Source organism: Pseudomonas sp. R3-56 (genome assembly GCF_051132075.1).
Classification (GTDB): domain Bacteria; phylum Pseudomonadota; class Gammaproteobacteria; order Pseudomonadales; family Pseudomonadaceae; genus Aquipseudomonas.
Window position 1 is genome coordinate 589,845 of sequence record NZ_CP071657.1, and the last position, 25,358, is coordinate 615,202.

Here is a 25,358-nt window from a genome sequence, read left to right on the forward strand (position 1 = left end):
GTTATCAGAAATGCCGTTCGCGCCCGGCGAACAGGTCGCGTAGATTGCCCCGGTGGCGCCAGACGATCAGCGCAACGAGTGTCGTCATCGGCAGCAATGCCGCCGGTTCCTGCCAGGCCAGCAAAGGCAGGGTCAGTGGCGTGGCGATCAATGCGGCAAGGGAGCTGGTGCGGGTCAGGTAGAAGGTCAGCAGCCAGGCGCACACGGCAAGCAGGGCGGCAGGCGGATACAGGCCCAGCAGCATGCCGGCGGCGGTGGCGACACCCTTGCCGCCGCGAAAGCGGAAGTACAGCGGGAACAGATGGCCGATGACCGCGCAGACGCCGACCCAGGCCTGTTGCTGCAACGAAATCCCTGCGAGGCTGGCGAGCAGAACCGGCACGAGGCCTTTGCAGAGGTCGCCAAGCAGGGTCAGGACGGCAAGCTTGCGTCCGGCCAGGCGCAGCATGTTGGTGGCGCCGGCATTGCCTGAACCACTCATTCGCGGATCCGGGCGACCGGTCAGGCGGCTGAGCAAAATGGCAAAGGACAGTGAGCCGAGCAGGTAGGCGAGGATCGCCAATGACCAAAACATGCTAGCTATTCCGGGCGAGGAAGCCCCTGATTCTAACGGCGCAACGCGCCCTTGTCGTGCTGCGGAGAAGAGAGCTTGGACAGAGTGTTTATCGAAGGCCTGGAAGTCGACACGGTGATTGGTGCCTACGACTGGGAGCGAGGCATCCGACAGTGCCTGCGGCTTGATCTGCGTTTTGCCTGGGATAATCGTCCGGCGGCTGCGGGCGACGACCTGAGCCTGGCCCTCGACTACGCCAGCGTATCGGCCCGCATCCAGGCATTTGCCGAGCAGGCGCAGTTCCAATTGGTCGAAACCTTTGCCGAGCGACTGGCCCAAGAGCTCATGGATGAGTTCAGGATCACCTGGCTGCGCCTGAAAGTGACCAAGCCAGGGGCCGTGCCGGCCGCTACCGGCGTTGGCGTGGAGATCGAGCGCGGATGTCGCTGACTCAGGTTTTTCTCGGGCTCGGCAGCAATATCGAGCGTGAAATCCATTTGCGCGCGGGACTTGAGGCTCTGGCCGTTTTCCTGGTGGATATGCGCTGTTCGGCCGTGTTCGAAAGTCAGCCGGTGGGTATCAAGAGCGGCCCGTTCTTCAATTTCGTCGTGTCGGCGTTCACCGATCTTCCGCTGATGGAACTGGACCGCCGCCTCAAGTTCATCGAGGCTGATAATGGCCGCTACGCGCCGGACCGCAAGGGTTTGCCGCTGGATATCGACGTGCTGCTGTATGGCGAGCAGGTCGGCAACTTCGATGGGTTGATCCTGCCGCGCGCGGAAATTCTGAAGAATGCTTTTGTCTTGTGGCCTTTATCGTTGATTGCGCCGGACCGGATTCATCCAGGCGTGGGCAAGAGCTTTTCCACGTTGTGGAAAGAAGCACAGATTGACCAGGTGCTGGCGCCGGTGGCTTTCGAGTGGCGAGGTCAGCCGCTTACGCCATCAGATCTGCTGTGACGCGCCTGCCGTCATCGCGAGCTCGCTCCTTAGAAATTCAGTGGACACATGATTGTGGCCCAGCCGAGCGCCAATGTGGGAGCGAGCCTGCTCGCGAAGACGGCAGGATATTCAGCGAAGATTCAACGGAGATCATTTCCGTCAGCTCGCCGCCTCCTTGTAGGCTTTCAGCGCCCTGAGGCGCTCTCGCTTGATCGCTTCACCCAGTTCCGGCCCCTTGAAACCCTTCTCCAGCAACGGCTGCACCGCCACGCCGCGGGCCGCTGACGCAGCGCCCCGCAGGTAATCAGCCTGCGGGTAACTTCGTTCCTCAAGCCCCTTGCGCCCTCGCGCATCCATCTCGCATGCGGCAATGAACTCCTCGAAACGCTGGGGGCGCCGGTACACATCAAAGCTCTGCAGCAGCTCAAGCAAAGTGGTTGCCCTGAGCTCCAGCGCGCGGTGTCCATGGGTGTGGTATTGACCCACCAGCAGCGCCAGTTCCTGGCAGTCACGGGGCGCCTTGAAGCGTTCGTTGACTGCTTTGATCAGCTTCAGGCCCTTGTGCTCATGGGCGATGTGCCTTGGCCATTCATGCTCGGGTGTTAAACCTTTGCCGAGGTCATGCAACAGGCAAGCCCAGCGGACCGTCAGTGGCTGTTTGTGCAGCGCCGACTGTTCCAGCACGCTCAAGGTATGGACGCCGCTGTCGATTTCCGGGTGATGAGCTTCAGGCTGCGGGACCCCGAACAGCGCATTGACCTCGGGCATCAATACCTTGAGGGCATCGCAGTCGCGCAGTACCTGGATAAACACTTGTGGCTGATCTTCCATCAGGGCGCGGGAGATCTCTTTCCAGCTGCGTTCGGCAGTCAAAGCTTCCAGCTCGCCAGATTCACTGAGCTTGCGCATCAACGCGAGGGTTTCGTCCGCCACCTTGAAACCCAGCAGGGCATAACGTGCGGCAAAGCGGGCAACTCGCAGAACCCGCAGTGGATCCTCGGCAAACGCCGGGGAAACGTGCCGCAGCAGGCGATCTTCGAGATCGCGCTGGCCGTGGTAGGGATCGGTGAGGTTGCCATGGTCGTCTTCGGCCATGGCGTTGATTGTCAGGTCCCTGCGGATGAGGTCTTCTTCGAGCGTCACCTCGGGGCTGGCATGGAACACGAAGCCACCGTAACCCCTGCCGCTCTTGCGTTCGGTGCGGGCGAGGGCGTATTCCTCGCCAGTCTTCGGGTCAAGGAAGACCGGAAAATCAGCCCCCACGGGACGGAATCCCTTGGCCAGCATTTCCTCGGCGGTGGCGCCCACGACCACCCGGTCGATGTCGGTGACGGGGATGCCGAGCAGGCGATCACGAACAGCGCCGCCGACTTTGTAGATCTGCATAAAAAACCTCCGTTGGGCCGATAGGATAAACCTTTAAGCCGGACCTTCGGAGGCGAAAACGCTATCAAAGATGAATGACGGCCAGGTCCAGGCGCCCGTAATCTCCTTCGCCTTGTTCGCCGCGCGGCGGCACATGGTGGGTTTTCATCACCTGGTCGCCTTGCAAGGTTTCCAAGTGGATGTCGAACCCCCAAAGCCGATGCAGGTGCTTGAGGACCTCGTCGGTGGAATCGCCCAGCGGTTTGCGGTTGTGCTGCTGGTGACGCAGGGTCAGGGAACGATCACCACGACGGTCGATGCTGTAGATCTGCACGTTGGGCTCGCGATTACCGAGATTGTACTGCGCCGCCAGGGTTTCACGGATGACCCGGTAACCGCTCTCGTCGTGGATGGCGGGCACCAGCAGGTCATCCTTCTGATCATCGTCCATGATGCTGAACAGCTTGAGGTCGCGGATCACCTTGGGCGAAAGGTACTGCAGGATGAAACTCTCGTCCTTGAAGCTGCTCATGGCGAACTTGATCGTGGAAAGCCAGTCCGAGCCGGCGATTTCCGGAAACCAGCGGCGATCCTCTTCGGTAGGGTCTTCACACATGCGGCGAATGTCGCGGTACATGGCAAAGCCCAGGGCATATGGGTTGATACCGCTGTAGTAGGGACTATCGAACCCTGGCTGGAATACCACGCTGGTATGGGAGGTCAGGAACTCCATCATGAAGCCATCGGTGACCAGGCCCTCGTCGTACAGGTCGTTCATCAACGTGTAGTGCCAGAATGTTGCCCAGCCCTCATTCATCACCTGGGTCTGGCGCTGAGGGTAGAAATACTGGGCGATCTTGCGCACGATGCGTACGATTTCGCGCTGCCAGGGTTCCAGCAGCGGCGCGTGTTTCTCGATGAAATAAAGGATGTTCTCCTGGGGCTCGGCAGGGAACCGCGCGTTGTCTTTCTCGCTGTACTTGTCCGCGCCTTTGGGAATGGTCCGCCAAAGATCGTTGATCTGCTTTTGCAGGTGTTCTTCACGGTCCTTCTGGCGCCGGCGCTCTTCCTCGGCGGAAATTGGATACGGCCGCTTGTAGCGGTCCACACCATAGTTCATCAGGGCGTGGCAGGAATCCAGCAGGTCCTCCACCGCATCAATGCCGTGGCGTTCCTCGCACTGCATGATGTACTGCTTGGCGAACACCAGGTAATCGATGATCGAGCTGGCGTCGGTCCAAGTGCGGAACAGATAGTTGCCCTTGAAGAAACTGTTGTGGCCATAGCAGGCATGCGCCACCACCAGCGCCTGCATGCAGATGGTGTTTTCTTCCATCAGGTAGGCGATGCAGGGATCGGAGTTGATCACGATCTCATAGGCCAGCCCCATCTGGCCGCGGCTGTAGGATTTCTCCGTACTGAGGAAATGCTTGCCGTAGGACCAATGGTGGTAGCCCAGGGGCATCCCTACGGATGCATAGGCGTCCATCATTTGCTCGGCGGTGATCACTTCGATCTGGTTCGGGTACGTGTCCAGGGCGTAACGGTCCGCGATACGGCTGATTTCGCGGTCGTAGGCCTGGATCAGCTCGAATGTCCATTCGGAGCCGGTGGAAATGGGCTGGCGCTTCTGCTCTTTTTTGGCGGTCATGTCACTAACCTGCGCTGGAAGAGTTCACGGAAGACCGGGTAGATATCCCCGGCCGAGACCAGTTGCTGTTGGGCAAATGTTTCGGAGAAGGCTTCGGCGATGCGTTCGTATTCGTACCACAGGGCCTGGTGTTCGCGTGGAGTAATTTCCACGTAGGTGTAGTACTGGACGAACGGCATGATCTGGTTGATGAGGATGTCACGGCAGATTGGCGAGTCGTCGTTCCAGTTATCGCCGTCGGACGCCTGGGCCGCATAGATGTTCCATTCATTGGCGGGGTAACGTTCGGCCATGATTTCCTGCATCAGTTTCAGCGCGCTGGACACGATCGTGCCGCCAGTTTCCCTGGAATAGAAAAACTCTTCCTCGTCGACTTCCCTGGCGCTGGTGTGGTGACGGATGAACACCACGTCGATCTTGTCGTAGTTCCTCTTCAGGAACAGGTACAGCAGGATAAAGAAGCGCTTGGCGATGTCCTTGGTGGCTTGGGTCATGGAGCCGGAAACGTCCATCAGGCAGAACATCACGGCCTTCGAACTGGGATTCGGTTGTTTCACCAGGAGGTTGTATTTGAGGTCGAACGTGTCGAGGAACGGCACACGATGGATACGCGCGCTGAGTTTCTCGATTTCCGCTTCCAGATCCTGGATATCGCCAAAATTGTCGGGTTCTTCACGTTTCAGGCGAGCCAGCTCTTCCTTGGCTTCGCGCAGTTTCGCCCGGCTGCTGCCTGAGAGCGCGATTCGTCGGGCATGGGCCGAACGCAGGGTGCGAATGATATTGATGCGTGACGGATTACCCTCGTTGCTGATGCCGGCGCGCACGGTCTTGAAGGTGTCGGTACCGGTCAGGTTGCGCTTGACCAGGTTCGGCAGTTCCAGATCCTCGAACATGAATTCGAGGAATTCCTCCTGGGTGATCTGGAATACGAACTCGTCCATGCCTTCGCCGGAATTGCCGGCCTTGCCGGGCCCCTTGCCGCCGCCTCCCCCCTGCGGACGCGGGATGTGCTCGCCAGTGGTGAATTCCTTGTTTCCCGGGTGCACGACGGTCTGCTTGCCACCACGGCCGTGGTGAAGCACCGGCTCGTCGATGTCGCGGCCAGGGATGCTGATTTGCTCGCCATGCTCCATGTCCGTGATGGAACGACGGCTGACCGCCTCTTCGACGGCTTTCTTGATGTGGTCACGGTAACGCCGCAAGAAACGCTGGCGGTTCACCGTGCTCTTGTTCTTGCCATTCAGGCGTCGGTCGATCACATAGCTCATAGGTGACCCTCTGGGCAGCTTCAAGTGGTGAGCTACGAGCTGCAAGTAGAAGCGGTCGCCCGGAACCTGGCGTTCAGGCGATTCTGGCTTGCAGCTCGTCGCTTGCGGCTTGTGGCTGCGCTACTGTGATTTACGGACCCGCAGGTACCACTCGGAAAGCAGGCGTACCTGTTTGTCGGTGTAGCCACGTTCGACCATGCGTGTAACGAAGTCGTTGTGTTTTTGCTGGTCCTCCTTGCTGGCCTTGGCATTGAAGCTGATGACTGGCAGCAGGTCTTCGGTGTTGGAGAACATTTTTTTCTCGATGACCACCCGCAGCTTCTCGTAGCTGAGCCAGGTCGGGTTCTTGCCATTGTTGTTGGCCCGGGCGCGCAGCACGAAGTTGACGATTTCGTTGCGGAAATCCTTCGGATTGCTGATGCCCGCCGGTTTTTCGATTTTTTCCAGTTCCTCGTTCAGTGCCACGCGATTGAGGATTTCGCCGGTTTCCGGGTCACGGTATTCCTGATCCTGAATCCAGAAATCCGCGTACAGCACATAACGATCGAAGATGTTCTGACCGTACTCGCTGTAGGACTCCAGGTAGGCCGTCTGGATCTCCTTGCCGATGAACTCGATATAACGTGGAGCCAGGTATTCCTTGAGGAAGCGCAGGTACCGCTCACGAGTTTCAGCCTGGAACTGCTCCTGCTCGATCTGCTGTTCAAGTACATAAAGCAGATGGACCGGGTTGGCGGCAATTTCGTGAGGGTCGAAGTTGAAGACCTTGGACAGGATCTTGAATGCGAAACGCGTGGAAAGACCATTCATGCCTTCGTCCACGCCCGCGTTGTCGCGGTATTCCTGGATCGACTTGGCCTTAGGATCGGTGTCCTTGAGGTTTTCACCGTCGTAGACGCGCATTTTCGAATAGATGTTGGAGTTTTCCGGCTCCTTGAGACGCGACAGCACGGTGAACTGAGCCAGCATCTTCAGCGTATCGGGGGCGCAATGGGCCTTGGACAGCGAACTGTTGAATAACAGCTTGTCGTAGATTTTTATCTCATCGGTCACCCGCAGGCAGTACGGCACCTTGACGATGTAGATCCGGTCGATGAAGGCTTCGTTGTTCTTGTTGTTGCGGAAGGTATGCCATTCCGACTCGTTGGAGTGGGCCAGCAGGATGCCGCTGAACGGAATCGCCCCCAGCCCTTCGGTACTGTTGTAGTTGCCTTCCTGGGTGGCAGTCAGGAGTGGGTGCAGCACCTTGATGGGCGCCTTGAACATCTCGACGAATTCCATCAGGCCCTGGTTGGCCCGGCACAGCGCGCCCGAATAGCTATAGGCGTCGGCGTCGTTCTGAGGGAATTCCTCCAGTTTGCGAATATCGACCTTACCCACCAGGGCAGAGATATCCTGGTTGTTTTCATCCCCGGGCTCGGTCTTGGCCACGGCGATCTGGTTAAGGATCGAGGGGTAAAGCTTGACCACCCGGAACTGGCTGATATCGCCGCCGAACTCGGCCAGGCGCTTGGTAGCCCATGGCGACATGATGGTATTGAGATAGCGCCGGGGAATGCCAAAGTCTTCCTCGAGAATCGCGCCGTCTTCGGTAGCGTTGAACAGCCCCAGTGGGGACTCGAACACCGGCGAACCCTTGATGGCATAGAAGGGCACTTTTTCGATCAGTTGCTTGAGCTTCTCGGCCAGGGACGATTTACCGCCACCGACAGGGCCGAGCAGATAGAGGATTTGTTTTTTCTCCTCCAGGCCTTGGGCGGCATGGCGGAAATAGGAAACGATCTGTTCGATGCATTCTTCCATCCCGTGGAAGTCCGCAAAGGCCGGATAGCGGCGAATCACCTTGTTGGAAAAGATCCGCGAGAGCCTCGAGTTGGTCGAGGTATCCAGCAGTTCCGGTTCTCCGATTGCCAGCAACAGACGCTCCGCGGCCGATGCGTAGGCACTGCGGTCCTGCTTGCAGAGTTCGAGGTATTCCTGCAGCGAGTACTCCTCCTGCCGCGTGGACTCGAAACGTTGCTGGAAGTGGCTAAAAATACTCATGACGTCACCTCGCTCGATACGTGGAGCCGGTGTCGGATCAATCAGTCGATGCTGGACAGCCGCTGGGAACCCAGTTGCCGTTTACCCCCCAGAATGCTTTCAAGAACACTGGCTCCTGAAAGCTGACTCCCGATGACCCGCGCGCCGGTGTACCGGCTCTCCCCTGTTTTGGATGGCCTGAGGCTAAGGATAGTTCGGAATCCGAGAGGTAAAGGTGGAATACGTAATTAGTTATGGCAGACCGTTCGTCTGCCATCGCCCAAGCCCGCGGTTCTCGTGGGCTTGGCTGTCATAAAAAATTATTCGTGAGTGCTTTGCGCTGTTTCGTCAGGATAAGTCGTGCGCCACAGCTCAAAGCCGCCGTCCAGGCTGTATACATTGCTGAAGCCCTGGCTGACCAGGTAACCCGCTGCGCTCTGGCTGGAGTTGCCGTGGTAGCAGACCACAACGGTAGGCGCATCGAGGTCGGCGGCACGGATGAAGTCGGCCAGCGAATGGTTGTCCAGATGCTTGGAGCCGCTGATATGCAAAGCCGCAAAGGTGGCTGGGTCGCGCACATCGACGACGACGGCACCCTGTTCACGCAGGACCTGGGCTTGTTCGGGAGAGATGCGTTTGTATTCGGTCATACGGGACTCCTGTGGCCTTGAGTGCAAAGCCGATCAAATGGCAGTGCCGGCCGGCAATGATGCGGTGGTCGGTTGATGGGGTTTGGCATGCCCCTTCTCGTCGCAATCGCAGCGCAGCAACTCGCCGCTGTCGACGTTCATCAGCGTCAGCGCGCTGCCCCAGACACAGCCGGTATCGAGGGCAAAGACCCCTGGCTCGTCGCTTTGGCCTTCAAGCGCGGCCCAATGGCCGAAGATGATCTTCAGGTTACGGGTCTTGCGCTCCTTGTGCTTGAACCAGGGCGCATAGCCGGGCGGAGCGGTTTCGATACCTTCCTTGCCCTTGAGATCAAGCTTGCCATCACGGGTGCAGAAGCGCATCCGGGTGAAATAATTGGTAATGACCCTGAGGCGGGCGGCGCCGGTGAGGTCGTTGTCCCACTTCACCGGTTCGTTGCCGTACATGCCATCCAGGTAGGGGCCGAAGAGGTTGTCATCGCGCAACGCCTGCTCCACTTCGCCTGCGCACTTGAGCGCCTTGCGCAAGGACCATTGGGGCGGAATGCCGGCATGGACCAGCGCCAGATTGCGCGCCTCGTCGTAGTGCATGAGCTTCTGCTGGCGCAGCCATTCGAGCAGCTCGACGCAATCAGGCGCGTCGAGAATTTCCTTCAGGGTATCGGACTTCTTCAGGCGCTCGATGTTCTGCCAGGCCGCCAGCAGGTGCAGGTCATGGTTACCCAGCACGCAAACCAGCGAATCGCGGATGCCGTAGAGGAAGCGCAAGGTTTCAAGCGATTGCGGCCCCCGGTTGACCAGGTCGCCCACGAGCCACAGGGTGTCTTCACGTGGGTCGAAGGCGACCCGCTCCAGCAGGCACTTGAGCGGGTCGAGGCAGCCTTGCAGGTCGCCGACCGCATACGTGGCCATCAGTGCAACGCTCCTGGCACCGCCAGGCGAAAGGGCTTGATGACCGCGTCGAAGCGTTTGCCGTCCTCGGCCAGCATCTGGTAGGTGCCCTGCATGGTGCCGACCTTGGTCGTCATCACGGTGCCGCTGCTGTAGCTGTGGCTTTGGCCTGCGTCGATCAACGGTTGCTGACCGACCACACCCTCGCCACGGACTTCTTCGACGTGCCCGTCGCCGTCGGTAATGATCCAGTGCCGTGACAGCAGTCGGGCTGGCAACGAGCCGTTGTTGCGCACAGTAATGGTGTAGGCAAAGGCGAAGCGGTTGTGCTCGGGTTGCGACTGTTCAGCGAGAAAGCGGGTGGCGACGCTGACGTCGACCTGGTAACGGGGATCGGACATGCAAAAGGGCCTTGGAAGCGGGACGCGGGCGTAACTGAGGGAATCAGTCTAGGCCAAGTATCGGGTAGTAGACCAGACTGGCGTACTGCCCGATAGCGACCATTGAACGTCAGATGGCGTCGGTATTTGGCGCGACCTGTTCGCTGAGCTTGTCGGCCAGGCGGACGAAGGCTGCGAGGTCCAGTTGCTCCGGACGCAGGCTGCCATCGACGCCGGCGGCTTCGATTTCGGCACTGCTGAGCAACAGTTTCAGGGTGTTGCGCAGGGTTTTACGGCGCTGGTTGAACGCTTCGCGTACCAGACGCTCCAGCAGCCGATGGTCCTTGGCGGGATGCGGCAGGACTGCATGAGGCACAAGCCGGACGATGGCGGAGTCGACTTTCGGCGGCGGGTTGAACGCACCGGGGCCTACATTGAACAGGTGGTCAACCCGGCAATGATACTGGACCATGATCGACAAACGACCCCAGTCACCTCCGCCAGGCCCGGCGGCGAGACGCTCGACCACTTCTTTCTGCAGCATGAAGTGCATGTCGCGGATCAGGCCGGCATTGTTCAGCAGGTGAAAAATCAGCGGCGTCGAGATGTTGTACGGCAGGTTGCCCACGACTCGAAGGCTGCCCGGCGCGGCATTCAGGCTGTTGAAGTCGAATTTCAGCGCATCGCCCTGATGCAGGTTGAAATTGCTCTTGCCGGCGAACTGCTGGTTGAGAATCGGTACCAGGTCCTTGTCCAGCTCCACCACGTCCAGTTGCGCGCCGCTGCCAAGCAGCCCTTCGGTCAGTGCGCCCTGGCCCGGCCCGATCTCGAGCATACGGTCATCGGGCTTGGCATTGATGGAGCGCAGGATGCGGTCGATAACGCCGGCGTCATGCAGGAAGTTCTGGCCGAAGCGCTTGCGCGCGCGGTGTTGGTATTGCTCGGTCATAAATGGGTCTCGGCCATCTGGTAGGCGGTTTCCAGCGCGACTTGCAGGCTCCCGGTGTCGATCCTGCCGCTGCCGGCCAAATCCAGGGCGGTGCCGTGATCCACGGAGGTGCGGATGATCGGCAGGCCCAGGGTCACGTTGACCGCCGCACCGAAACCTTTGTATTTCAGCACGGGCAGGCCCTGGTCGTGGTACATCGCCAGCACCGCGTCGCAGTGTTCCAGATATTTGGGGGTAAACAGAGTGTCGGCAGGCAGCGGGCCACGCAGGTCCATGCCCTCGCTGCGCAAGCGCTCCAGTGTGGGTTCGATGATGTCGATTTCTTCATGGCCCAGATGCCCGCCTTCGCCGGCATGCGGATTCAGCCCGCACACCAGGATGCGGGGCCGGGCGATGCCGAATTTTTCCTGGAGGTCGGCGTGCAATATCCGCGTAACGCGTTCGAGGCGTTCCGGGGTAATGGCGTCGGCGATGTCTCGCAGGGGCAGGTGAGTGGTGACCAGTGCCACGCGCAGGCCTCGGGTGGCGAGCATCATCACCACTTGCGGGGTGTGGGTCAGGTCGGCCAGGAATTCGGTGTGTCCGGAAAAAGGGATGCCGGATTCATTGATCACACCCTTGTGTACCGGCGCCGTGATCATGCCGGCGAAAGCCCCATCCAGGCAGCCTTGGCCAGCGCGGGTCAGGGTCTGCAGCACGAATGCTGCGTTGGCCTTGTCCAGCTGGCCTGCGGTGACAGGTGCGCCCAGCGGCGTATCCCATACGTACAGGCTACCGGCGGGAGCGGGGGCATCCGGCCAAGCGTCCGGCGTCACTGGCAACAGGTCGACGGCCACCCCCAACTGCGCGGCCCGCTCAAGGAGCAGGTCGCGGCTGGTGATGGCGATCAGGGGGTGTGGTTGGACTTGCGAGGCGAGCAGCAGGCACAGGTCGGGACCGATGCCGGCAGGCTCGCCGGGAGTCAGCGCGAAACGCTTGGGTTTCACTGCGCTGCCTGGTCTGCACCAGGGAGTTTGATCTCGACGTAGGCTTCGTCGCGAATCTGGCGCAGCCAGGTTTGCAGCTCTTCGTCGTACTTGCGGTTACGCAATACCGTCAGCGCCTGTTGTTCGCGCGCCTGGGTGGTGCTGTCGGTGGCGCGACGGCCAAGGACTTCCAGGACATGCCAGCCATAAGGGCTCTTGAACGGCTTGGACAGTTGGCCTTGCGGTGTTTCGGCCATGACCTGGCGGAACTCGGGAACCAGCGCGTTCGGGTCGACCCAGTTCAGGTCGCCGCCGTTCAGGGCCGAGCCCGGGTCTTCCGAGAAGCTCTTCGCCAGTTCGGCGAAGTCTTCGCCGGAGGTGATGCGTTCGTACAGTTTCTCGGCCAGACGCTTGGTCTCGGCCTCGCTGCGGATCTCGCTTGGCTTGATCAGGATATGACGAACATGTACTTCGTCACGCACCTGGGTACCGCCACCGCGTTTTTCCAGCAGCTTCAGGATAATGAAGCCGCCCGGCGTGCGGGCTGGCTGGGTGATGTCGCCCACGGCCATGGTGCTCAGCTCGCGATCGAACGGAGGCGGCAGTTGGGCGGCCTTGCGCCAGCCCATGTCGCCGCCTTCCAGAGCGTTTTCACTGGCCGAACGGGCTACCGCCATCTGGCTGAAGTCAGCGCCTTGCTTGAGCTGCTGGTAAATGTCCATTGCCTGGCGATAAGCGCTCTGGATCGCTTCCGAATTGGCGCTTTCCGGCGTAGGAATCAGGATGTTTGCCAGGTGCAGTTCTTCCGAAAGCTGCATCTTGCCCAAGTCGGAGGCGAGGAAGTTCTTCACTTCCTGCTCGGAAACCTGGATGCGTTCGGCGACGCGGCGCTGACGCACACGGCTGATGACCATCTCGCGACGGATCTGGTCGCGGGCGTCGTCAAACGACAGGCCATCGCGCGCCAGGGCAGCGCGAAACTGGTCGACAGTCATGTTATTGCGCTGGGCAATGGTGCCGACGGCCTGGTTCAGTTCTTCATCGGTGATGCGGATGCCGGAACGCTCGCCAATCTGCAACTGCAGGTTTTCGACGATCAGGCGTTCGAGCACCTGTTGGTCCAGCACACCCGGTGGCGGCAAGCCACCGCCACGCTTGGCGATGGTTTGCTGAACTTCATGGACCCGCTGGTCCAGCTGGCTCTGCATGACCACGTCGTTGTCGACGATGGCCACGACCTTGTCGATGGACTGTACCGCGGCGTTCGCCGCGGTACCCAGGAACAGCGCGCCCAGCATCAGCGGGCGCAGACAATCAGAAAGCTTGGTCTTCACGTTCACGATAACCTTGAATGCCTTTGTCGAGGAAGCTCTCTACCTTGGCGCCGGTGAGGCCGCCGAGTCCCTTCAGAACAATTTGGAGGAAGACGCCGTGGTCGCCTTTTTCGTTTTCCGGGGCGGCTTGACTGAATTCTTCATAGTCGACCCAGTAACGGTTGATCAGGCGCAGTTTCCAGCAGCAGTTGTCGTATTCGAAACCACCGAAGGCTTCCAGGGTACGGTTGCGGTTGTAGTCATACTGCCAGCGGCTGATCACGTTCCACTGCGGCACGATCGGCCAGATGACCGAGAAGTCGTGCTGTTTGATCTTGTAATAGTCCTTCACGTAGCCAGGAGTGCCCGGCGTACCGTAGTCGCCTCCACCCACTTGCCAGCGACCGGTGGTTTCGTCGTAACGGACCAGGTCGTTGCGATAGCGATAACCGGCGTTGATGACCTTGTTCGGGTTGTCTTCAGGCTGGTAGTGGAACATCGCACTGCCCGAACGCGGGCTGTGGGTGTCCGGGTCCCAGTTGTAGTCGGCGGTGGTGCGCCAGTCGCGGTTCCAGCGGTATTCGTATTCCAGTGCGTAAGGCGAAACGCTGGAATGGGCGTCTTCGCGAGTCCGGAAATCAATACCTGGCAGTTGGACTTCGCGGTCCTTGAAGTAGAAGGCCTGGCCGACGCTGATGCGCTGGCGTTCGAAGCCGTCTTCCTGGATCCAGCGGTTGGTCACGCCCAGCGACAGCTTGTTCTCGTCGCCGACACGGTCGGAACCGGAGAAGCGGTTGTCCCGGAACAGCGACGCGTAGTTGAAGGTGCTTTCGCTGGTGTCGAAGACTGGAATGTCACTCTGATCTTTCTCTGGCACGTAGAGATAGAACAGGCGCGGCTCCAGGGTCTGGCGATAATTCTTGCCGAACCATTGGGTGTCGCGATCGAAGTACAGGCCGCTGTCAATGCTTGCGATAGGGACGCCACGGTTCTGGCTGCCACTGTAGGTACCGTTCAGGCGATCACCTTCAGCACCCTGGTTGGCGATGTCCTGTTTGCCCTGGCTATCCAGGTCAAGATCATATTGGGTGTACTGGTACTTGAGCGAGGGCTTGATGAAGCCATAGCTTGCATTCATCGGCAGGCTGACAACGGGGGCCAGATTTATCCGGTCGCCGGTCGCGCGGGCCAGGCCTCGGACGTTCTCATCCAGAAACAGCTCGGTATTACCGTTTTCATCCGTGTAGTTGCCGTTCCTCAGGTCCCGGTCAAACCGCACGAACTCAGTGTTATAGGCGAAATCCAGACCATACGGATGCTGTGGCAGAAAACCGTTGAAGGTGATTTGCGGCAAGCGGTCATAAGGCGTGATGTTGGAAATCGTGGCCATCTGGAACGCCTGGACGTTCAGCCGAGCGGTGTAGGTATCGCCACGGTAGCTGACCGCACCCTGCTGGTTCACGAAATTCCTGGATTCCACGCCGATCTGATCGGTCTGCAGATCCTGGAAGTAATACGGATCGCTGATCTTCGTGTAGTCGACTTCTGTCAGTACACGCGAGTCCAGCCCACCCTTGTGCTGCCAGTTGTACATGTAGCGGGTCTTGCTGTAGTCGGTCTGCTTGGCGCGCTCGTCTTCTTCGTCGTTGAGGTACGCCGCGCCGAACTGGCCTTCGCTGGACTTGGTCAGGTAGCGGAATTCGCCTTCCATCAACAGGCCGCGCTTGCTCATGTAGCGTGGGTACAACGTGGCGTCGTAGTTCGGCGCCAGGTTGAAGTAGTACGGAGTGACCAGCAGGAAGCCGGTGTCGCTGCCGCTGCCGATGGTCGGCGGCAGGAAGCCGGACTGGCGACGGTCGTCGATCGGGAAGTAGATGTACGGCGTATACAGGACCGGGAAGTCCTTGACCCGCAGCGTCACGTTGGTAGCGGTGCCGAAGCCGGTGGCCGGGTTCAGGGTGATGTTGTTGCCCTTGAGCGTCCAGGCGTTGCTGCCCGGCTCGCACGTGGTGTACGTACCGTCCTTGAGGCGGATGATCGCGTTCTCGGCGCGCTTGGCGTACAGCGCGTTACCGCGGATGCGCGATTTGTGCATCACGTATTCGGCGTTGTCGACCTTGGCTTCACCTGTGTCCAGCTGCACATCGGCGTGGTCGCCGACAATCAGCGCACCGTTGTCGCGGACTCGCACGTTGCCGTTCAGCTCGCCGCGGTTCTCGGCCTGGTACAGGCTGGCCTCGTCGGCCTCGACCTGCATGCTGCCCTGGCGCATGACCACGTCACCGGCCAGGGTCGCCACTTGCTGTTCCTGCTCGTAGCGTGAAGCCTTGGCGCCGAGGAATGTCGGAGCGTCACTCTTGGCGGTCTTGTCGTTCATGCCTGGGCGAGACGGCTCGATGTACGCGCCCGCGCAGTACGGGCCGGTTTCAGCCAGTTGCGCAGGCGTGAGGTTCGCGCGCGGAACCCAGTCCAGGTGACTGTAGTCTGCACTGCGCGACTTCAGGCCGCGGCCCTTGGATTCGGTAACGAGCATCGGCTTATCGCCGGCTACCTCGCCCGAATCGCTGTCGGCCGGAGCGCTGCCGCTGTCGGCAACCGCACTGCCTTCATGCACCGGGCGCGGCGGCAATGCAGCGGCCGGCGCTTTGGGTGAACAGTCCCAGGCACCCGAAGCGGAGACGGAACAGTCATACTGCTGCGCCGCGACGACGAATGAAGAGGCCAGGGGTTGCAGAGCCAGCAGACTGCCGGTGACCAGCAACGGAAATTTTTTACGAAACGCGGGGGATTTCAATGCCATCTTATTAGTCCGGGCTTCCTGCGTGCCATCTGCCCGCGGTGTGGGCCGCACGCCTCTCGATGGTCTGAAAAAGATGCTGGATAATAAAGCATGACCCGCTTGACGGCTAGCGCCGTCGGAGACCCTTGCAATGCCTGACCAAGATGTACGCTTGCAACACCTGAAAGTTTGGCTCGATGAGCAGCTACCAATCCTCTTCACCCAGCAAGGCTGGGGCGCCGTACCCCCGGCCACGTTGACCGCGGCCAGCAGTGACGCGAGTTTCCGGCGGTACTTCCGCTGGCAGGGTGAGGGCTGCAGCCTGATCGTGATGGACGCGCCACCGCCCCAGGAAAACTGCAAACCGTTCGTGGATATTGCTTTTTTGCTGGCGAAATCCGGGATCAACGTGCCGAAAATTTATGCCGAAGACCTCGAGCGCGGGTTTCTTTTGCTCAATGACCTGGGCAACCAGACCTATCTGGACGTGATCAACGGCGAAAATGCCGACGATCTGTTCGGCGATGCCCTGCAAGCCTTGTTGGCTTTTCAGCAGTTGCCGATGGTCGCGCCGCTGCCCAGCTACGACGTCGCGTTATTGCGCCGCGAGTTGGAGTTGTTCCCCGAGTGGTACGTCAAGCGTGAGCTGGGAATCGAGTTCGATACGGCCCAGCAGCAACTGTGGCAGCAGGCATCCGACCTGCTGATCAACAGTGCCCTGGCCCAGCCGAAAGTGTTGGTACACCGCGACTACATGCCGCGCAACCTGATGCTCAGCGAACCCAACCCAGGCGTGCTGGATTTCCAGGACGCGGTCTATGGCCCGGTGACCTACGACGTGACGTGCCTGTTCAAGGACGCTTTCCTCAGTTGGCCGGAAGAGCGCGTGCGCGGCTGGCTGGAAGATTATTGGCGGCAGGCCGGCACGCTCGGCATTCCGGTCCAGCCGGATTTCGAGGATTTCCTGCGTGCCAGCGACCTGATGGGCGTGCAACGCCATCTCAAGGTGATCGGAATCTTCGCGCGCATTTGCCATCGCGATGGCAAGCCACGTTACCTGGCTGACGTGCCGCGTTTCTTTGCCTATATAGAAGCGGTCATTGCCCGTCGTCCGGAACTCGCACCGTTGGACGAGTTGCTCCGCAGCCTGTGCCAAGCGGACGGAGCGAGCGCATGAAGGCGATGATCCTGGCGGCGGGCAAGGGTGAGCGCATGCGGCCCCTGACCCTCACTACCCCCAAACCGTTGATTCGCGTCGGCGGCATCCCGTTGATCGAGTACCACCTGCGGGCATTGGCCGCGGCCGGGTTCACCGAAATCGTGATCAACCATGCCTGGCTCGGCCAGCACATCGAAGATCACCTCGGCGACGGTTCGCGGTTTGGCGTGCAGATCCGCTATTCGCCGGAGGGTGAGCCGCTGGAAACCGGCGGCGGAATTTTCCGCGCGCTGCCGCTGCTGGGTAACGATGCGTTCCTGGTGGTCAACGGCGATATCTGGACCGATTACGATTTCAGCGCCCTGCGCCAGCCGATCCAGGGGTTGGCGCACCTGGTGCTGGTGGACAATCCGGAGCATCACCCCGAGGGTGATTTCATGCTGGCTGGCGGCCAGGTTAATGACGGCGAACCTGGTGCCGATAAGCTGACATACAGCGGCATCGCCGTGCTGGATCCACAGCTGTTTGCCGGCTGCGCCGATGGCGCATTCAAGCTGGCCCCGCTGTTTCGCCGCGCCATGGCCGCAGGGCAGGTCAGCGGCTCGCGCCTGGAAGGACGCTGGGTCGATGTGGGTACTCACGAACGTTTGTCGCAAGTCGAAAAACTGATAGAAGCGAGCTGTTGATATGTGGTGGCCAGGGACTCTGATTGGAGCGGGGGCGGGCTTTGCCATTGCCAGCATCCCGGGGGCCATGCTCGGCGCATTGTTGGGGCAGGCGCTGGACCGGCGTCTGAATCTGCACGGCTGGGCCCAGGTGCGCGAGCGCCTGGGCGGGCGCCCGGCGTTGCGCAACGATGAACTGTTGTTCGTGTTGCTCGGTCGCCTGGCGAAGATCGACGGGCGCGTGGTCGATGGTCACATCCAGCAGGCGCGTCTGGAAATGCGCGCGCTGGACTTGAGCGAACCGGCGCAACGTCGGGCTATCGCGGCCTTTAATCGGGGCAAATCGGGAAACGACCGGTTGCGTGGTTATCTACGTCGCCTGAGTGCCCAGCCGCATGCGGCTGAAGGCGTGCTTCGGGCCTGCTGGCGGATGGTCTGGGCCGACGGCCGTGCCGGTGTAGCCGAACGTGAGTTGCTCGCCCAGTGGGGTAAGTGGCTGGGTTGGACGCCGCAGCAGGTCCAGGCCTTGGCGATGGACTACGAGCCGCAGAAACCGGGGCTGCCCAGCAGTGGCTTGACGTATCAGGAGGCGTTGCGGCTCTTGGGGGTTTCGGCCAACAGCGAACCGTCGCAAATCAAGCGGGCTTATCGCCGCCTGATCAGTCGTCATCACCCGGACAAGATCGCTGGCAGCGGGGCGACAGCCTTGCAGGTACGCGAAGCAACCGACAAGACCCGCGAGCTGCACAACGCCTATCGCTTGATTCGCGAGCGCAGGGATTTTCGCTAGCTCCGTTGATGCAGCTGCCGTGGCGAGGGGATTTATCCCCGCTGGAGTGCGAAGCGCTCCCAAAAACAATCTCGGGGCATGGCTGGCCCTGGCGTCGACAAGTTGTGGGGCTGCTGCGCAGCCCAGCGGGGATAAATCCCCTCGCCACAGTACTGGTTCACTTGAGGTATCAGTCTGTCTGCGGACTCAACCACCCCCGAACCCGTCGAAACAGCTGTTCCTGCTGCGCCGTTGCGTTGGGCAACGCCTTGAGGGAAACCTGGCTGAAGCTCGACCCTTTCAGTCGTTTGCTGGCTTGCAGGCGCTCCAGGGCCGCGTTGCGGTCCGTCGGTTTGTCCATATAAAAGATGTCTGCCGTTGCCAGCTTCAGGTTCGGCGTCAGCTCGGCGAGGCCGGGCTTGGCGGTAACGGGTGTCTGGGCCGCGACCATCACGAAGCGCTGGATTTGCGTGGGTTGTCTTTCGCCAAGATAGCGCGCCGCCCAATAGGCGCCGGTGCCGTGGCCCAGCAAGACGATACTGCGGGCGCTCTGTTGCTCGGCGTAGGCCAATGCCGCGTCGATACGGGCGAAAATCCGTTCGGCGTCGGCCTTGTCGGATTCTTCGCCGGTTTCGGCGGAGGCCGGCTCAGCCGCGTCGGCCTCGCCGCCGGCGACCTGCTCGATCGGGGCCGCGGTGGTTGCGTCGGGGGCTGCCGCAGCGATGTCGGCCGGCTTGGTCTCCGGCGGTGTTTCCGCCGCGCGGGGTGCGATAACGTCGCTCTGCATGTCCGGCAGCGTAATACTCAGGCTGCTCCATTCGGCATCCGGCAGTTTTTTGCGCAGCGGGCTGATGACTTGCGGCCAGTCAGCCGTTTCGCCGGCGCCAGGGATGATGATGACCACGCCCTTGGGCTCGCTGGTGTTGGCCGGCTTCCAGAGGGCAAGGAAAGCATCGCTGCCGGTTTGCAGCTGTTGCTGTTCCTGGGCTGGGACTTTTCGCGCGAGCGCCGCGGCTTCTTCCTGGCTACGCTCGAGCAACGGCTGGCGCTCGGCCGGTTTCGCCTCGGCGGGTTGATCGCCCGCGGCGGGCGTCGTTTCACCGGCCTGTACAGAAAATGCACTCGGCAGGATCAGCGACAGGCACAATGCAGACAGTGTCAGGCGGTTAACAAAAGACATCGGATATTCCATGACCAGAAGTATTTCCGGCAGCCTAATGGGTTGGTCAGTATTTGTCAGTGCGTGAGAATTCGATGATGCGTGTTTGCCTGTGGGTTATCGGCTGTCTATGGCTTCCCTTGATGGCGTGGGCTGCACCCGCGCCACAGGCGCAGGCGGTGCAGTTGAGCGCGGGCCAGCGCCAATGGTTGGCGGAGCATCCGCAGTTGCGCGTCGGCCTGGTGCTGCAGGCGCCCTACGCACAATACGACCGGCGCTTGCAGCGTCTGTCCGGCACCCACGTCGAATTGATGCAATGGCTGGGCAAGGCGCTGAACGTCGAGCTGACCTGGCGCAACTTCCAGGATGTCGCGCAACTCGAAGCCGCGGTGCGCAACGGCGAAGTGGATGTCGCGCCGGGCTTGACCCAGACCCCGGTCGGCCTGCGGCTCTGGCAGTTTTCCGACCCTTACATGCGTGTGCCGCAGTTGATCGTGGGCGAGCAGAAGGGCGCCGAAGGCGTGGAGTTGGAGAAGCTCGACCCTCAGGCCCGGGTTGTCGTGCGGATGCCCAGCGCCACGGCCGATTACCTGCGCAGCAACTACCCCATGCTGAACCTGCAAGGCGTGCCGATGGAACGCCAGGCCCTGCAGCTGCTCTTGAGCCAGCAGGCACGCTACGCGGTGATCGACGAGGCACAGTTGGGTCGCCTGATGGTCGAGCCGGAGTTTTCCGGATTGGTGGTGGTGGGAGACATCGGCCTGCCGCAACTGCTCAGGGTCGCCACGCGCCGGGACTGGCCGCAGTTGGCCGAAATCGTCGACAAGGGCTTGCAGGCGATTCCCGCCAAGGAGCTGGAGCAACTGCACAACCGCTGGATCAAGCCCAAATACCCACGCCTGACCGAGACGCCTGGCTTCTGGCAGAACCTGACCCTGCTGATGCTCGCCTTGTTGCTGTGCAGTGTCTCCATCGTGTTCTGGCAACGCCGCCAGCAACGCGGGCTGGAACGGCGCCTGCGCTCGGCGCGCGAGGACATCGCCCAGCGCGCCGCCAGTGAAGAAGCCTTGCGCCTGACGCAATTTTCCATCGATCAAAGCACGGTCGGGATCCTCTGGGTGAATTGGGACAGCCATGTGCGCTACGCCAATCGCGCCGCCGAAACCATGCTGGGTTATGCGTCAGGCGCGATCATCGATCGGCCGCTGATCGACTTCGAACCGGGCCTGCACATGGACCGCTGGCTCAACCTGTGGAAGCGCGCCCGTGCCAGCGAAGACGGACCGCAGAGTTTCGAAACCGAATGCGTGCGGGCCGATGGCAGTATCCTGCCGGCGGACGTTTCCCTGAGTTTCCTGCGCTTTCGTGACGCGGAGTACCTGGTGGTCTACCTCAATGACGTGACCGAGCGTCGCCGCGCGCTGGCGGCGCTGCGGGAAAGCGAAGCGCGGCTGCAGGGCATTGCCGCCAATGTGCCGGGCCTGGTCTTTCGCCTGGAGCGGGCACCGGGGACCGGCCAGATCGACTTTGCCTATATCAGCGAAGGCAGCGAAAGCCTGGTGGGCTACGCCCCGGCGGTACTGGCCCGCAGCGATACCGGGCTGCGCAGCCTGGTGCACCCGCAGGACAAGGCCGATTACCACCGCACCCAGGACCAGGCGCTGGACAGCGACAGCGATTGGTCCTGGCAAGGCCGCATCCTGACTCGCGAAGGCCAGGAGCGCTGGGCCGAGATCAAGGCGATCACGCGTCGGCTCGAAGATGGCGCCTATGTCTGGGACGGCATTGTCTGGGATATCACCGAAAGCAAACGTGTCGAGCTGGAATTGGCCAGTTCCCGGGAGCAGTTGCGTGAACTGTCGGCGCACCTGGAAAGCGTACGGGAAGAAGAGAAGGCGCGCATTGCGCGGGAAGTCCACGACGAACTGGGGCAAATGCTCACGGTGTTGAAGCTGGAGACGTCGATGTGCGAACTGGCCTACGCGCAACTTGACCCGGGCCTGCAAGAACGGCTCAACAGCATGAAGCGCCTGATTGCCCAGTTGTTCCAATTGGTGCGGGACGTGGCGACGGCGTTGCGCCCGCCGATCCTCGATGCCGGTATTGCCTCGGCCATCGAATGGCAGGCCCGCCGTTTCGAGGCGCGCACACAGATTCCGTGCCTGGTGCAGGTGCCGGACAACCTGCCGGCGTTGAGCGACGCCAAGGCCATCGGCCTGTTCCGGATTCTCCAGGAAGCGCTGACCAATGTGATGCGCCATGCCCAGGCGCATACTGTGGAACTGACGCTGGTACGCGAGGGCGACCAGTTGTGCCTGACGATCAGTGACGACGGTGTAGGATTTATTGCCGACACGGGGCGGCCAACCTCCTTCGGCCTGGTTGGCATGCGTGAGCGCGTGTTGATCATGGGCGGGCAATTGACCCTGGAGAGTGAGCCGGGCGAGGGCACGACCCTGGCGGTACGGGTGCCGTTGGACAAGCCGCACCTTGAATGACCTGCACGAAACCTGTGGGCGAGAGCTTGCCCGCACATGAGATTCTGAATCTGGAGAAGAGCCGTGATCCGTGTACTGGTAGCTGAAGACCACACCATCGTGCGCGAAGGCATCAAGCAATTGATCGGCCTGGCCAAGGATCTGGTGGTGGCAGGGGAGGCGAGCAATGGCGAACAGCTGCTCGAGACCCTGCGACACGTGCCTTGCGAAGTGGTGCTGCTGGATATTTCCATGCCGGGCGTCAACGGCCTTGAGGCAATCCCACGGATCCGTGCGCTGAACAATCCGCCGGCCATCCTGGTGTTGTCGATGCATGACGAGGCGCAAATGGCCGCCCGGGCCTTGAAAGTCGGCGCCGCTGGCTACGCCACCAAGGACAGCGATCCCGCTTTGCTGCTCATGGCGATCCGCAAGGTCGCGGCGGGCGGACGCTACATTGACCCGGACCTTGCCGACCGCATGGTCTTCGAAGTGGGCCTGACCGACACACGGCCGCTGCACTCCTTGCTGTCGGAGCGTGAATTCTCGGTTTTCGAACGCCTGGCCCAAGGCGCCAACGTCAACGACATCGCCCAGCAACTCGCCCTGAGCAGCAAGACCATCAGCACCCACAAGGCGCGGCTGATGCAGAAGCTCAACATCACCTCGTTGGCCGAGCTGGTGAAATACGCGATGGAGCACAAGTTGCTCTAAGCCTCCCGCCATTCCCCGGTGGGAGCGAGCCTGTGTGGGAGCGGGCTTGCTCGCGAAGGCGGTGTATCAGTCGACGAATGCTTGGCTGTCAGACCGCTTTCGCGAGCAAGCCCGCTCCCACATGAGCGAACTGTTGGCATACCTGTTTGCGACACACCCCAACAGCGCTTTTGCCCCTGCTTGCAGCTCGCCGCTTGAAACTCGCCGCCGCACTTGTCCAATCCCGCCATCCTTGTAGGGCGATCCCTACCCCGACCCTTCCATCCGGCTGAGGTGATTCTCTCCTGCGGCCCGATTTGCGTGGGTGTCGGGCTCCACTAGGCTTGACTCACAAGCAGTCATCAATACAAAAGGTGCGGGTATGAGCCAGGTGGATTCAAGCGCGGGGGCCAGTGATGTGCTGGTCAGCTTTCGTGGTGTGCAAAAGAGCTACGACGGCGAGAACCTGATCGTCAAGGACCTCAACCTGGACATTCGCAAAGGCGAATTCCTGACCCTGCTCGGGCCTTCCGGCTCCGGCAAGACCACCAGCCTGATGATGCTCGCAGGCTTCGAGACCCCGACCGCCGGCGAGATCCAGCTGGCCGGGCGCTCCATCAACAACGTGCCGCCGCACAAGCGCGATATCGGCATGGTGTTCCAGAACTACGCCTTGTTCCCGCACATGACCGTCGCCGAAAACCTGGCATTCCCGCTGACCGTACGCGGCCTGAACAAAAGCGATGTCGGCGATCGGGTCAAGCGTGTCTTGAGCATGGTCCAACTGGACACCTTCGCCCAACGTTATCCGGCGCAGTTGTCCGGCGGCCAGCAACAGCGCGTGGCTCTGGCCCGGGCGCTGGTATTCGAGCCGCAACTGGTGCTGATGGACGAGCCTCTCGGCGCACTGGACAAGCAATTGCGCGAACACATGCAGATGGAAATCAAACACCTGCACCAGCGCCTGGGCGTGACCGTGGTCTACGTGACGCACGACCAGGGCGAAGCCCTGACCATGTCCGACCGCGTGGCGGTGTTCCACCAGGGCGAGATCCAGCAGATCGCCCCGCCGCGCACGCTCTATGAAGAGCCAAAGAACACCTTCGTCGCCAACTTCATCGGCGAGAACAACCGCCTCAACGGCCGCCTGCACAGTCACACCGGTGACCGTTGCGTGGTGGAGCTGGGACGTGGCGAAAAGGTCGAGGCCCTGGCGGTCAATGTCGGCAAGCCCGGCGAACCCGTCACCTTGTCGATCCGCCCGGAGCGGGTGAGCCTCAACGGCGCCAGCGAACAATGTATCAACCGCTTCTCAGGGAGGGTGGCGGAATTCATCTATCTGGGCGACCACGTCCGGGTTCGCCTCGAAGTCTGCGGCAAGAACGACTTCTTCGTGAAACAACCGATTGCCGAGCTCGACCCCGGGCTTGCTGTCGGGGACGTGGTTCCGCTTGGCTGGCAGGTCGAGCACGTACGCGCGCTCGATCCGCTTCTAGAGGCGAATTGATCGCCCCCTGCTGTACCAACACCAACCCTGCACGTGGAGAGAACAATAAATGTTGAGATCCCTGAAGTTCACCGCCCTGACACTGGGCATGATGGGTGCGGCAAGCGCGATGGCGGCGGGCCCGGACCTGACCGTGGTGTCTTTCGGCGGGGCGAACAAGGCGGCTCAGGTCAAAGCCTTCTACGCACCGTGGGAAGCGGCTGGCAACGGCAAGATCGTGGCTGGCGAATACAACGGCGAAATGGCCAAGGTCAAGGCCATGGTCGACACCAAGAGCGTCTCGTGGGACCTGGTGGAAGTCGAGTCGCCGGAATTGTCCCGTGGCTGCGACGAAGACATGTTCGAGCAACTCGATCCGGCCCTGTTCGGCAAGGCCGAAGACTACGTTAAGGGCGCCATTCAGCCTTGCGGCGTGGGCTTCTTCGTGTGGTCGACCGTGCTGGCCTACAACGCCGACAAACTGAAGACCGCGCCGACCAGTTGGGCGGACTTCTGGGACACCAAGCAATTCCCGGGCAAGCGCGGCCTGCGCAAGGGCGCCAAGTACACCCTGGAATTCGCCCTGATGGCCGACGGCGTGGCGCCGAAAGACGTCTATAAAGTGCTGGCCGGCAAGGATGGCCAGGATCGCGCCTTCAAGAAGCTCGACGAACTCAAGCCGAACATCCAATGGTGGGAAGCCGGTGCCCAGCCACCGCAGTACCTTGCTTCCGGTGACGTGGTCATGAGCTCGGCCTACAACGGCCGGATCGCCGCGGTACAGAAAGAAAGCAACCTGAAAGTGGTGTGGAACGGCGGCATCTACGACTTCGACGCCTGGGCCATCCCGCGTGGCCTGGACAAGACCCGCGCCGAAGCTGCAAAAAAATTCATCGCCTTCTCGGTGGCACCGCAGCAGCAGAAGACCTACTCGGAAAACATCGCCTACGGCCCGGCGAATACCCAGGCCGTGCCGTTGCTGGCCAAGGATGTGCTGAAAGACATGCCGACCACCCCGGAAAACATCGCCAACCAGGTGCAGATCGACGTCAGCTTCTGGGCTGACAACGGCGAGCAACTGGAGCAGCGCTTCAACTCCTGGGCGGCGAAGTAACCCGCGCCTTCCTGTGGCGGTGAGCTTTTGTGGCGAGGGAGCTTGCTCCCGCTTGAGTGCGCAGCACTCACAAAATTGGCATTGCCGACAGAATTTTGGGGCCGCTTCACGG

At 61.1% G+C, this 25,358-nt stretch carries 22 protein-coding genes; 9 read left to right on the top strand and 13 right to left on the bottom strand.

Features of this window, described 5'->3' with window-relative positions:
• Positions 1-4: 4 nt before the first annotated feature.
• Positions 5-574, bottom strand: a complete 570-nt coding sequence (plsY, locus tag J3P96_RS02745; protein ID WP_434655203.1) for a glycerol-3-phosphate 1-O-acyltransferase PlsY — start codon at positions 572-574, stop codon at positions 5-7.
• Between the two features lie 75 nt (positions 575-649).
• Between plsY and folB the strand changes: the two genes are divergently transcribed.
• Both folB and folK read left to right on the top strand, forming a co-directional pair.
• Positions 650-1,003: a dihydroneopterin aldolase gene (gene folB / locus J3P96_RS02750; RefSeq protein WP_434655205.1), complete on the top strand. Its 354-nt coding sequence runs from the start codon at positions 650-652 to the stop codon at positions 1,001-1,003.
• On the top strand, positions 994-1,512 hold the full coding sequence (folK, locus tag J3P96_RS02755) for a 2-amino-4-hydroxy-6-hydroxymethyldihydropteridine diphosphokinase (RefSeq protein WP_434655207.1): 519 nt from the start codon (positions 994-996) through the stop codon (positions 1,510-1,512). The genes folB and folK overlap by 10 nt, the downstream gene beginning before the upstream one ends.
• A 141-nt stretch (positions 1,513-1,653) precedes the next feature.
• On the opposite strand, the gene J3P96_RS02760 is transcribed toward folK, so the two are convergent.
• The 11 genes from J3P96_RS02760 to J3P96_RS02810 form a co-directional block, all read right to left on the bottom strand.
• Positions 1,654-2,880 (bottom strand): multifunctional CCA addition/repair protein, encoded by a 1,227-nt coding sequence (locus J3P96_RS02760; protein ID WP_434655209.1) that lies wholly within the window; start codon positions 2,878-2,880, stop codon positions 1,654-1,656.
• 64 nt (positions 2,881-2,944) lie between these two features.
• Positions 2,945-4,510 carry a SpoVR family protein gene (locus J3P96_RS02765; protein WP_305498391.1) on the bottom strand — a complete coding sequence of 522 codons (1,566 nt, stop codon included), beginning with the start codon at positions 4,508-4,510 and terminating at the stop codon, positions 2,945-2,947.
• Positions 4,507-5,778, bottom strand: a complete 1,272-nt coding sequence (locus J3P96_RS02770; protein ID WP_434655212.1) for a YeaH/YhbH family protein — start codon at positions 5,776-5,778, stop codon at positions 4,507-4,509. The genes J3P96_RS02765 and J3P96_RS02770 overlap by 4 nt, the downstream gene beginning before the upstream one ends.
• A 120-nt stretch (positions 5,779-5,898) precedes the next feature.
• Positions 5,899-7,821, bottom strand: coding sequence for a PrkA family serine protein kinase (locus J3P96_RS02775; protein WP_305498395.1), 1,923 nt, complete (start codon positions 7,819-7,821; stop codon positions 5,899-5,901).
• Between the two features lie 299 nt (positions 7,822-8,120).
• The gene (gene glpE, locus J3P96_RS02780; protein WP_434655215.1) at positions 8,121-8,450 is read right to left on the bottom strand and encodes a thiosulfate sulfurtransferase GlpE; all 330 of its coding nucleotides are present in this window, start codon (positions 8,448-8,450) and stop codon (positions 8,121-8,123) included.
• 33 nt (positions 8,451-8,483) lie between these two features.
• Complete coding sequence (locus J3P96_RS02785; RefSeq protein ID WP_434571408.1) at positions 8,484-9,359, bottom strand: symmetrical bis(5'-nucleosyl)-tetraphosphatase; 876 nt, start codon at positions 9,357-9,359, stop codon at positions 8,484-8,486.
• A complete protein-coding gene (gene apaG / locus J3P96_RS02790) occupies positions 9,359-9,739 on the bottom strand; it encodes a Co2+/Mg2+ efflux protein ApaG (protein WP_305498400.1) in 381 nt (126 codons plus the stop codon). Before apaG ends, J3P96_RS02785 begins: the two co-directional genes overlap by 1 nt.
• 109 nt (positions 9,740-9,848) lie before the next feature.
• Entirely contained in the window at positions 9,849-10,667 is an 819-nt protein-coding gene (gene rsmA / locus J3P96_RS02795; protein WP_434571410.1) for a 16S rRNA (adenine(1518)-N(6)/adenine(1519)-N(6))-dimethyltransferase RsmA, read from the bottom strand.
• Positions 10,664-11,653: a 4-hydroxythreonine-4-phosphate dehydrogenase PdxA gene (gene pdxA, locus J3P96_RS02800; RefSeq protein ID WP_434655219.1), complete on the bottom strand. Its 990-nt coding sequence runs from the start codon at positions 11,651-11,653 to the stop codon at positions 10,664-10,666. Before pdxA ends, rsmA begins: the two co-directional genes overlap by 4 nt.
• Complete coding sequence (gene surA / locus J3P96_RS02805; RefSeq protein ID WP_305498405.1) at positions 11,650-12,966, bottom strand: peptidylprolyl isomerase SurA; 1,317 nt, start codon at positions 12,964-12,966, stop codon at positions 11,650-11,652. The genes pdxA and surA overlap by 4 nt, the downstream gene beginning before the upstream one ends.
• Positions 12,947-15,745: an LPS-assembly protein LptD gene (locus tag J3P96_RS02810; protein WP_434655221.1), complete on the bottom strand. Its 2,799-nt coding sequence runs from the start codon at positions 15,743-15,745 to the stop codon at positions 12,947-12,949. The genes surA and J3P96_RS02810 overlap by 20 nt, the downstream gene beginning before the upstream one ends.
• A 130-nt stretch (positions 15,746-15,875) precedes the next feature.
• Here J3P96_RS02810 and J3P96_RS02815 point away from each other — a divergent pair, with 130 nt between their 5' ends.
• From J3P96_RS02815 to J3P96_RS02825, 3 genes are read left to right on the top strand one after another with little or no spacing between them, the layout of a single operon-like run.
• Positions 15,876-16,901: an aminoglycoside phosphotransferase family protein gene (locus tag J3P96_RS02815; RefSeq protein WP_434655223.1), complete on the top strand. Its 1,026-nt coding sequence runs from the start codon at positions 15,876-15,878 to the stop codon at positions 16,899-16,901.
• Positions 16,898-17,569, top strand: coding sequence for an N-acetylmuramate alpha-1-phosphate uridylyltransferase MurU (gene murU, locus J3P96_RS02820; protein WP_434655225.1), 672 nt, complete (start codon positions 16,898-16,900; stop codon positions 17,567-17,569). The genes J3P96_RS02815 and murU overlap by 4 nt, the downstream gene beginning before the upstream one ends.
• A 1-nt stretch (position 17,570) precedes the next feature.
• The gene (locus J3P96_RS02825) at positions 17,571-18,338 is read left to right on the top strand and encodes a TerB family tellurite resistance protein (protein WP_434655228.1); all 768 of its coding nucleotides are present in this window, start codon (positions 17,571-17,573) and stop codon (positions 18,336-18,338) included.
• Positions 18,339-18,507: 169 nt separating this feature from the next.
• On the opposite strand, the gene J3P96_RS02830 is transcribed toward J3P96_RS02825, so the two are convergent.
• The gene (locus tag J3P96_RS02830; protein ID WP_434571421.1) at positions 18,508-19,497 is read right to left on the bottom strand and encodes an alpha/beta hydrolase family protein; all 990 of its coding nucleotides are present in this window, start codon (positions 19,495-19,497) and stop codon (positions 18,508-18,510) included.
• Positions 19,498-19,571: 74 nt separating this feature from the next.
• On the opposite strand from J3P96_RS02830, the gene J3P96_RS02835 reads away from it, so the two are divergent.
• The 4 genes from J3P96_RS02835 (at position 19,572) to J3P96_RS02850 (ending at position 25,246) form a co-directional block, all read left to right on the top strand.
• A complete protein-coding gene (locus J3P96_RS02835) occupies positions 19,572-21,974 on the top strand; it encodes a PAS domain-containing sensor histidine kinase (RefSeq protein ID WP_434655232.1) in 2,403 nt (800 codons plus the stop codon).
• A gap of 63 nt (positions 21,975-22,037) precedes the next feature.
• A complete protein-coding gene (locus J3P96_RS02840) occupies positions 22,038-22,667 on the top strand; it encodes a response regulator (RefSeq protein ID WP_047702279.1) in 630 nt (209 codons plus the stop codon).
• A 361-nt stretch (positions 22,668-23,028) separates the two neighbouring features.
• The gene (locus J3P96_RS02845) at positions 23,029-24,153 is read left to right on the top strand and encodes an ABC transporter ATP-binding protein (RefSeq protein WP_305498413.1); all 1,125 of its coding nucleotides are present in this window, start codon (positions 23,029-23,031) and stop codon (positions 24,151-24,153) included.
• A gap of 49 nt (positions 24,154-24,202) precedes the next feature.
• The gene (locus J3P96_RS02850) at positions 24,203-25,246 is read left to right on the top strand and encodes an ABC transporter substrate-binding protein (RefSeq protein WP_003206153.1); all 1,044 of its coding nucleotides are present in this window, start codon (positions 24,203-24,205) and stop codon (positions 25,244-25,246) included.
• The last annotated feature ends 112 nt before the right edge of the window (positions 25,247-25,358 follow it).

What these genes read in the sequence shown, in the direction of transcription:
- J3P96_RS02760 (WP_434655209.1), bottom strand. Translation starts at nt 2,880, where the DNA reads ATGCAGATCTACAAAGTCGGCGGCGCTGTTCGTGATCGCCTGCTCGGC.
- J3P96_RS02850 (WP_003206153.1), top strand. Translation starts at nt 24,203, where the DNA reads ATGTTGAGATCCCTGAAGTTCACCGCCCTGACACTGGGCATGATGGGT.
- J3P96_RS02765 (WP_305498391.1), bottom strand. Translation starts at nt 4,510, where the DNA reads ATGACCGCCAAAAAAGAGCAGAAGCGCCAGCCCATTTCCACCGGCTCC.
- J3P96_RS02830 (WP_434571421.1), bottom strand. Translation starts at nt 19,497, where the DNA reads ATGTCTTTTGTTAACCGCCTGACACTGTCTGCATTGTGCCTGTCGCTG.
- folK (WP_434655207.1), top strand. Translation starts at nt 994, where the DNA reads ATGTCGCTGACTCAGGTTTTTCTCGGGCTCGGCAGCAATATCGAGCGT.
- apaG (WP_305498400.1), bottom strand. Translation starts at nt 9,739, where the DNA reads ATGTCCGATCCCCGTTACCAGGTCGACGTCAGCGTCGCCACCCGCTTT.
- J3P96_RS02845 (WP_305498413.1), top strand. Translation starts at nt 23,029, where the DNA reads ATGAGCCAGGTGGATTCAAGCGCGGGGGCCAGTGATGTGCTGGTCAGC.
- rsmA (WP_434571410.1), bottom strand. Translation starts at nt 10,667, where the DNA reads ATGACCGAGCAATACCAACACCGCGCGCGCAAGCGCTTCGGCCAGAAC.
- J3P96_RS02835 (WP_434655232.1), top strand. Translation starts at nt 19,572, where the DNA reads ATGATGCGTGTTTGCCTGTGGGTTATCGGCTGTCTATGGCTTCCCTTG.
- plsY (WP_434655203.1), bottom strand. Translation starts at nt 574, where the DNA reads ATGTTTTGGTCATTGGCGATCCTCGCCTACCTGCTCGGCTCACTGTCC.
- J3P96_RS02825 (WP_434655228.1), top strand. Translation starts at nt 17,571, where the DNA reads ATGTGGTGGCCAGGGACTCTGATTGGAGCGGGGGCGGGCTTTGCCATT.
- murU (WP_434655225.1), top strand. Translation starts at nt 16,898, where the DNA reads ATGAAGGCGATGATCCTGGCGGCGGGCAAGGGTGAGCGCATGCGGCCC.
- J3P96_RS02810 (WP_434655221.1), bottom strand. Translation starts at nt 15,745, where the DNA reads ATGGCATTGAAATCCCCCGCGTTTCGTAAAAAATTTCCGTTGCTGGTC.
- J3P96_RS02770 (WP_434655212.1), bottom strand. Translation starts at nt 5,778, where the DNA reads ATGAGCTATGTGATCGACCGACGCCTGAATGGCAAGAACAAGAGCACG.
- J3P96_RS02815 (WP_434655223.1), top strand. Translation starts at nt 15,876, where the DNA reads ATGCCTGACCAAGATGTACGCTTGCAACACCTGAAAGTTTGGCTCGAT.
- J3P96_RS02785 (WP_434571408.1), bottom strand. Translation starts at nt 9,359, where the DNA reads ATGGCCACGTATGCGGTCGGCGACCTGCAAGGCTGCCTCGACCCGCTC.
- J3P96_RS02775 (WP_305498395.1), bottom strand. Translation starts at nt 7,821, where the DNA reads ATGAGTATTTTTAGCCACTTCCAGCAACGTTTCGAGTCCACGCGGCAG.
- glpE (WP_434655215.1), bottom strand. Translation starts at nt 8,450, where the DNA reads ATGACCGAATACAAACGCATCTCTCCCGAACAAGCCCAGGTCCTGCGT.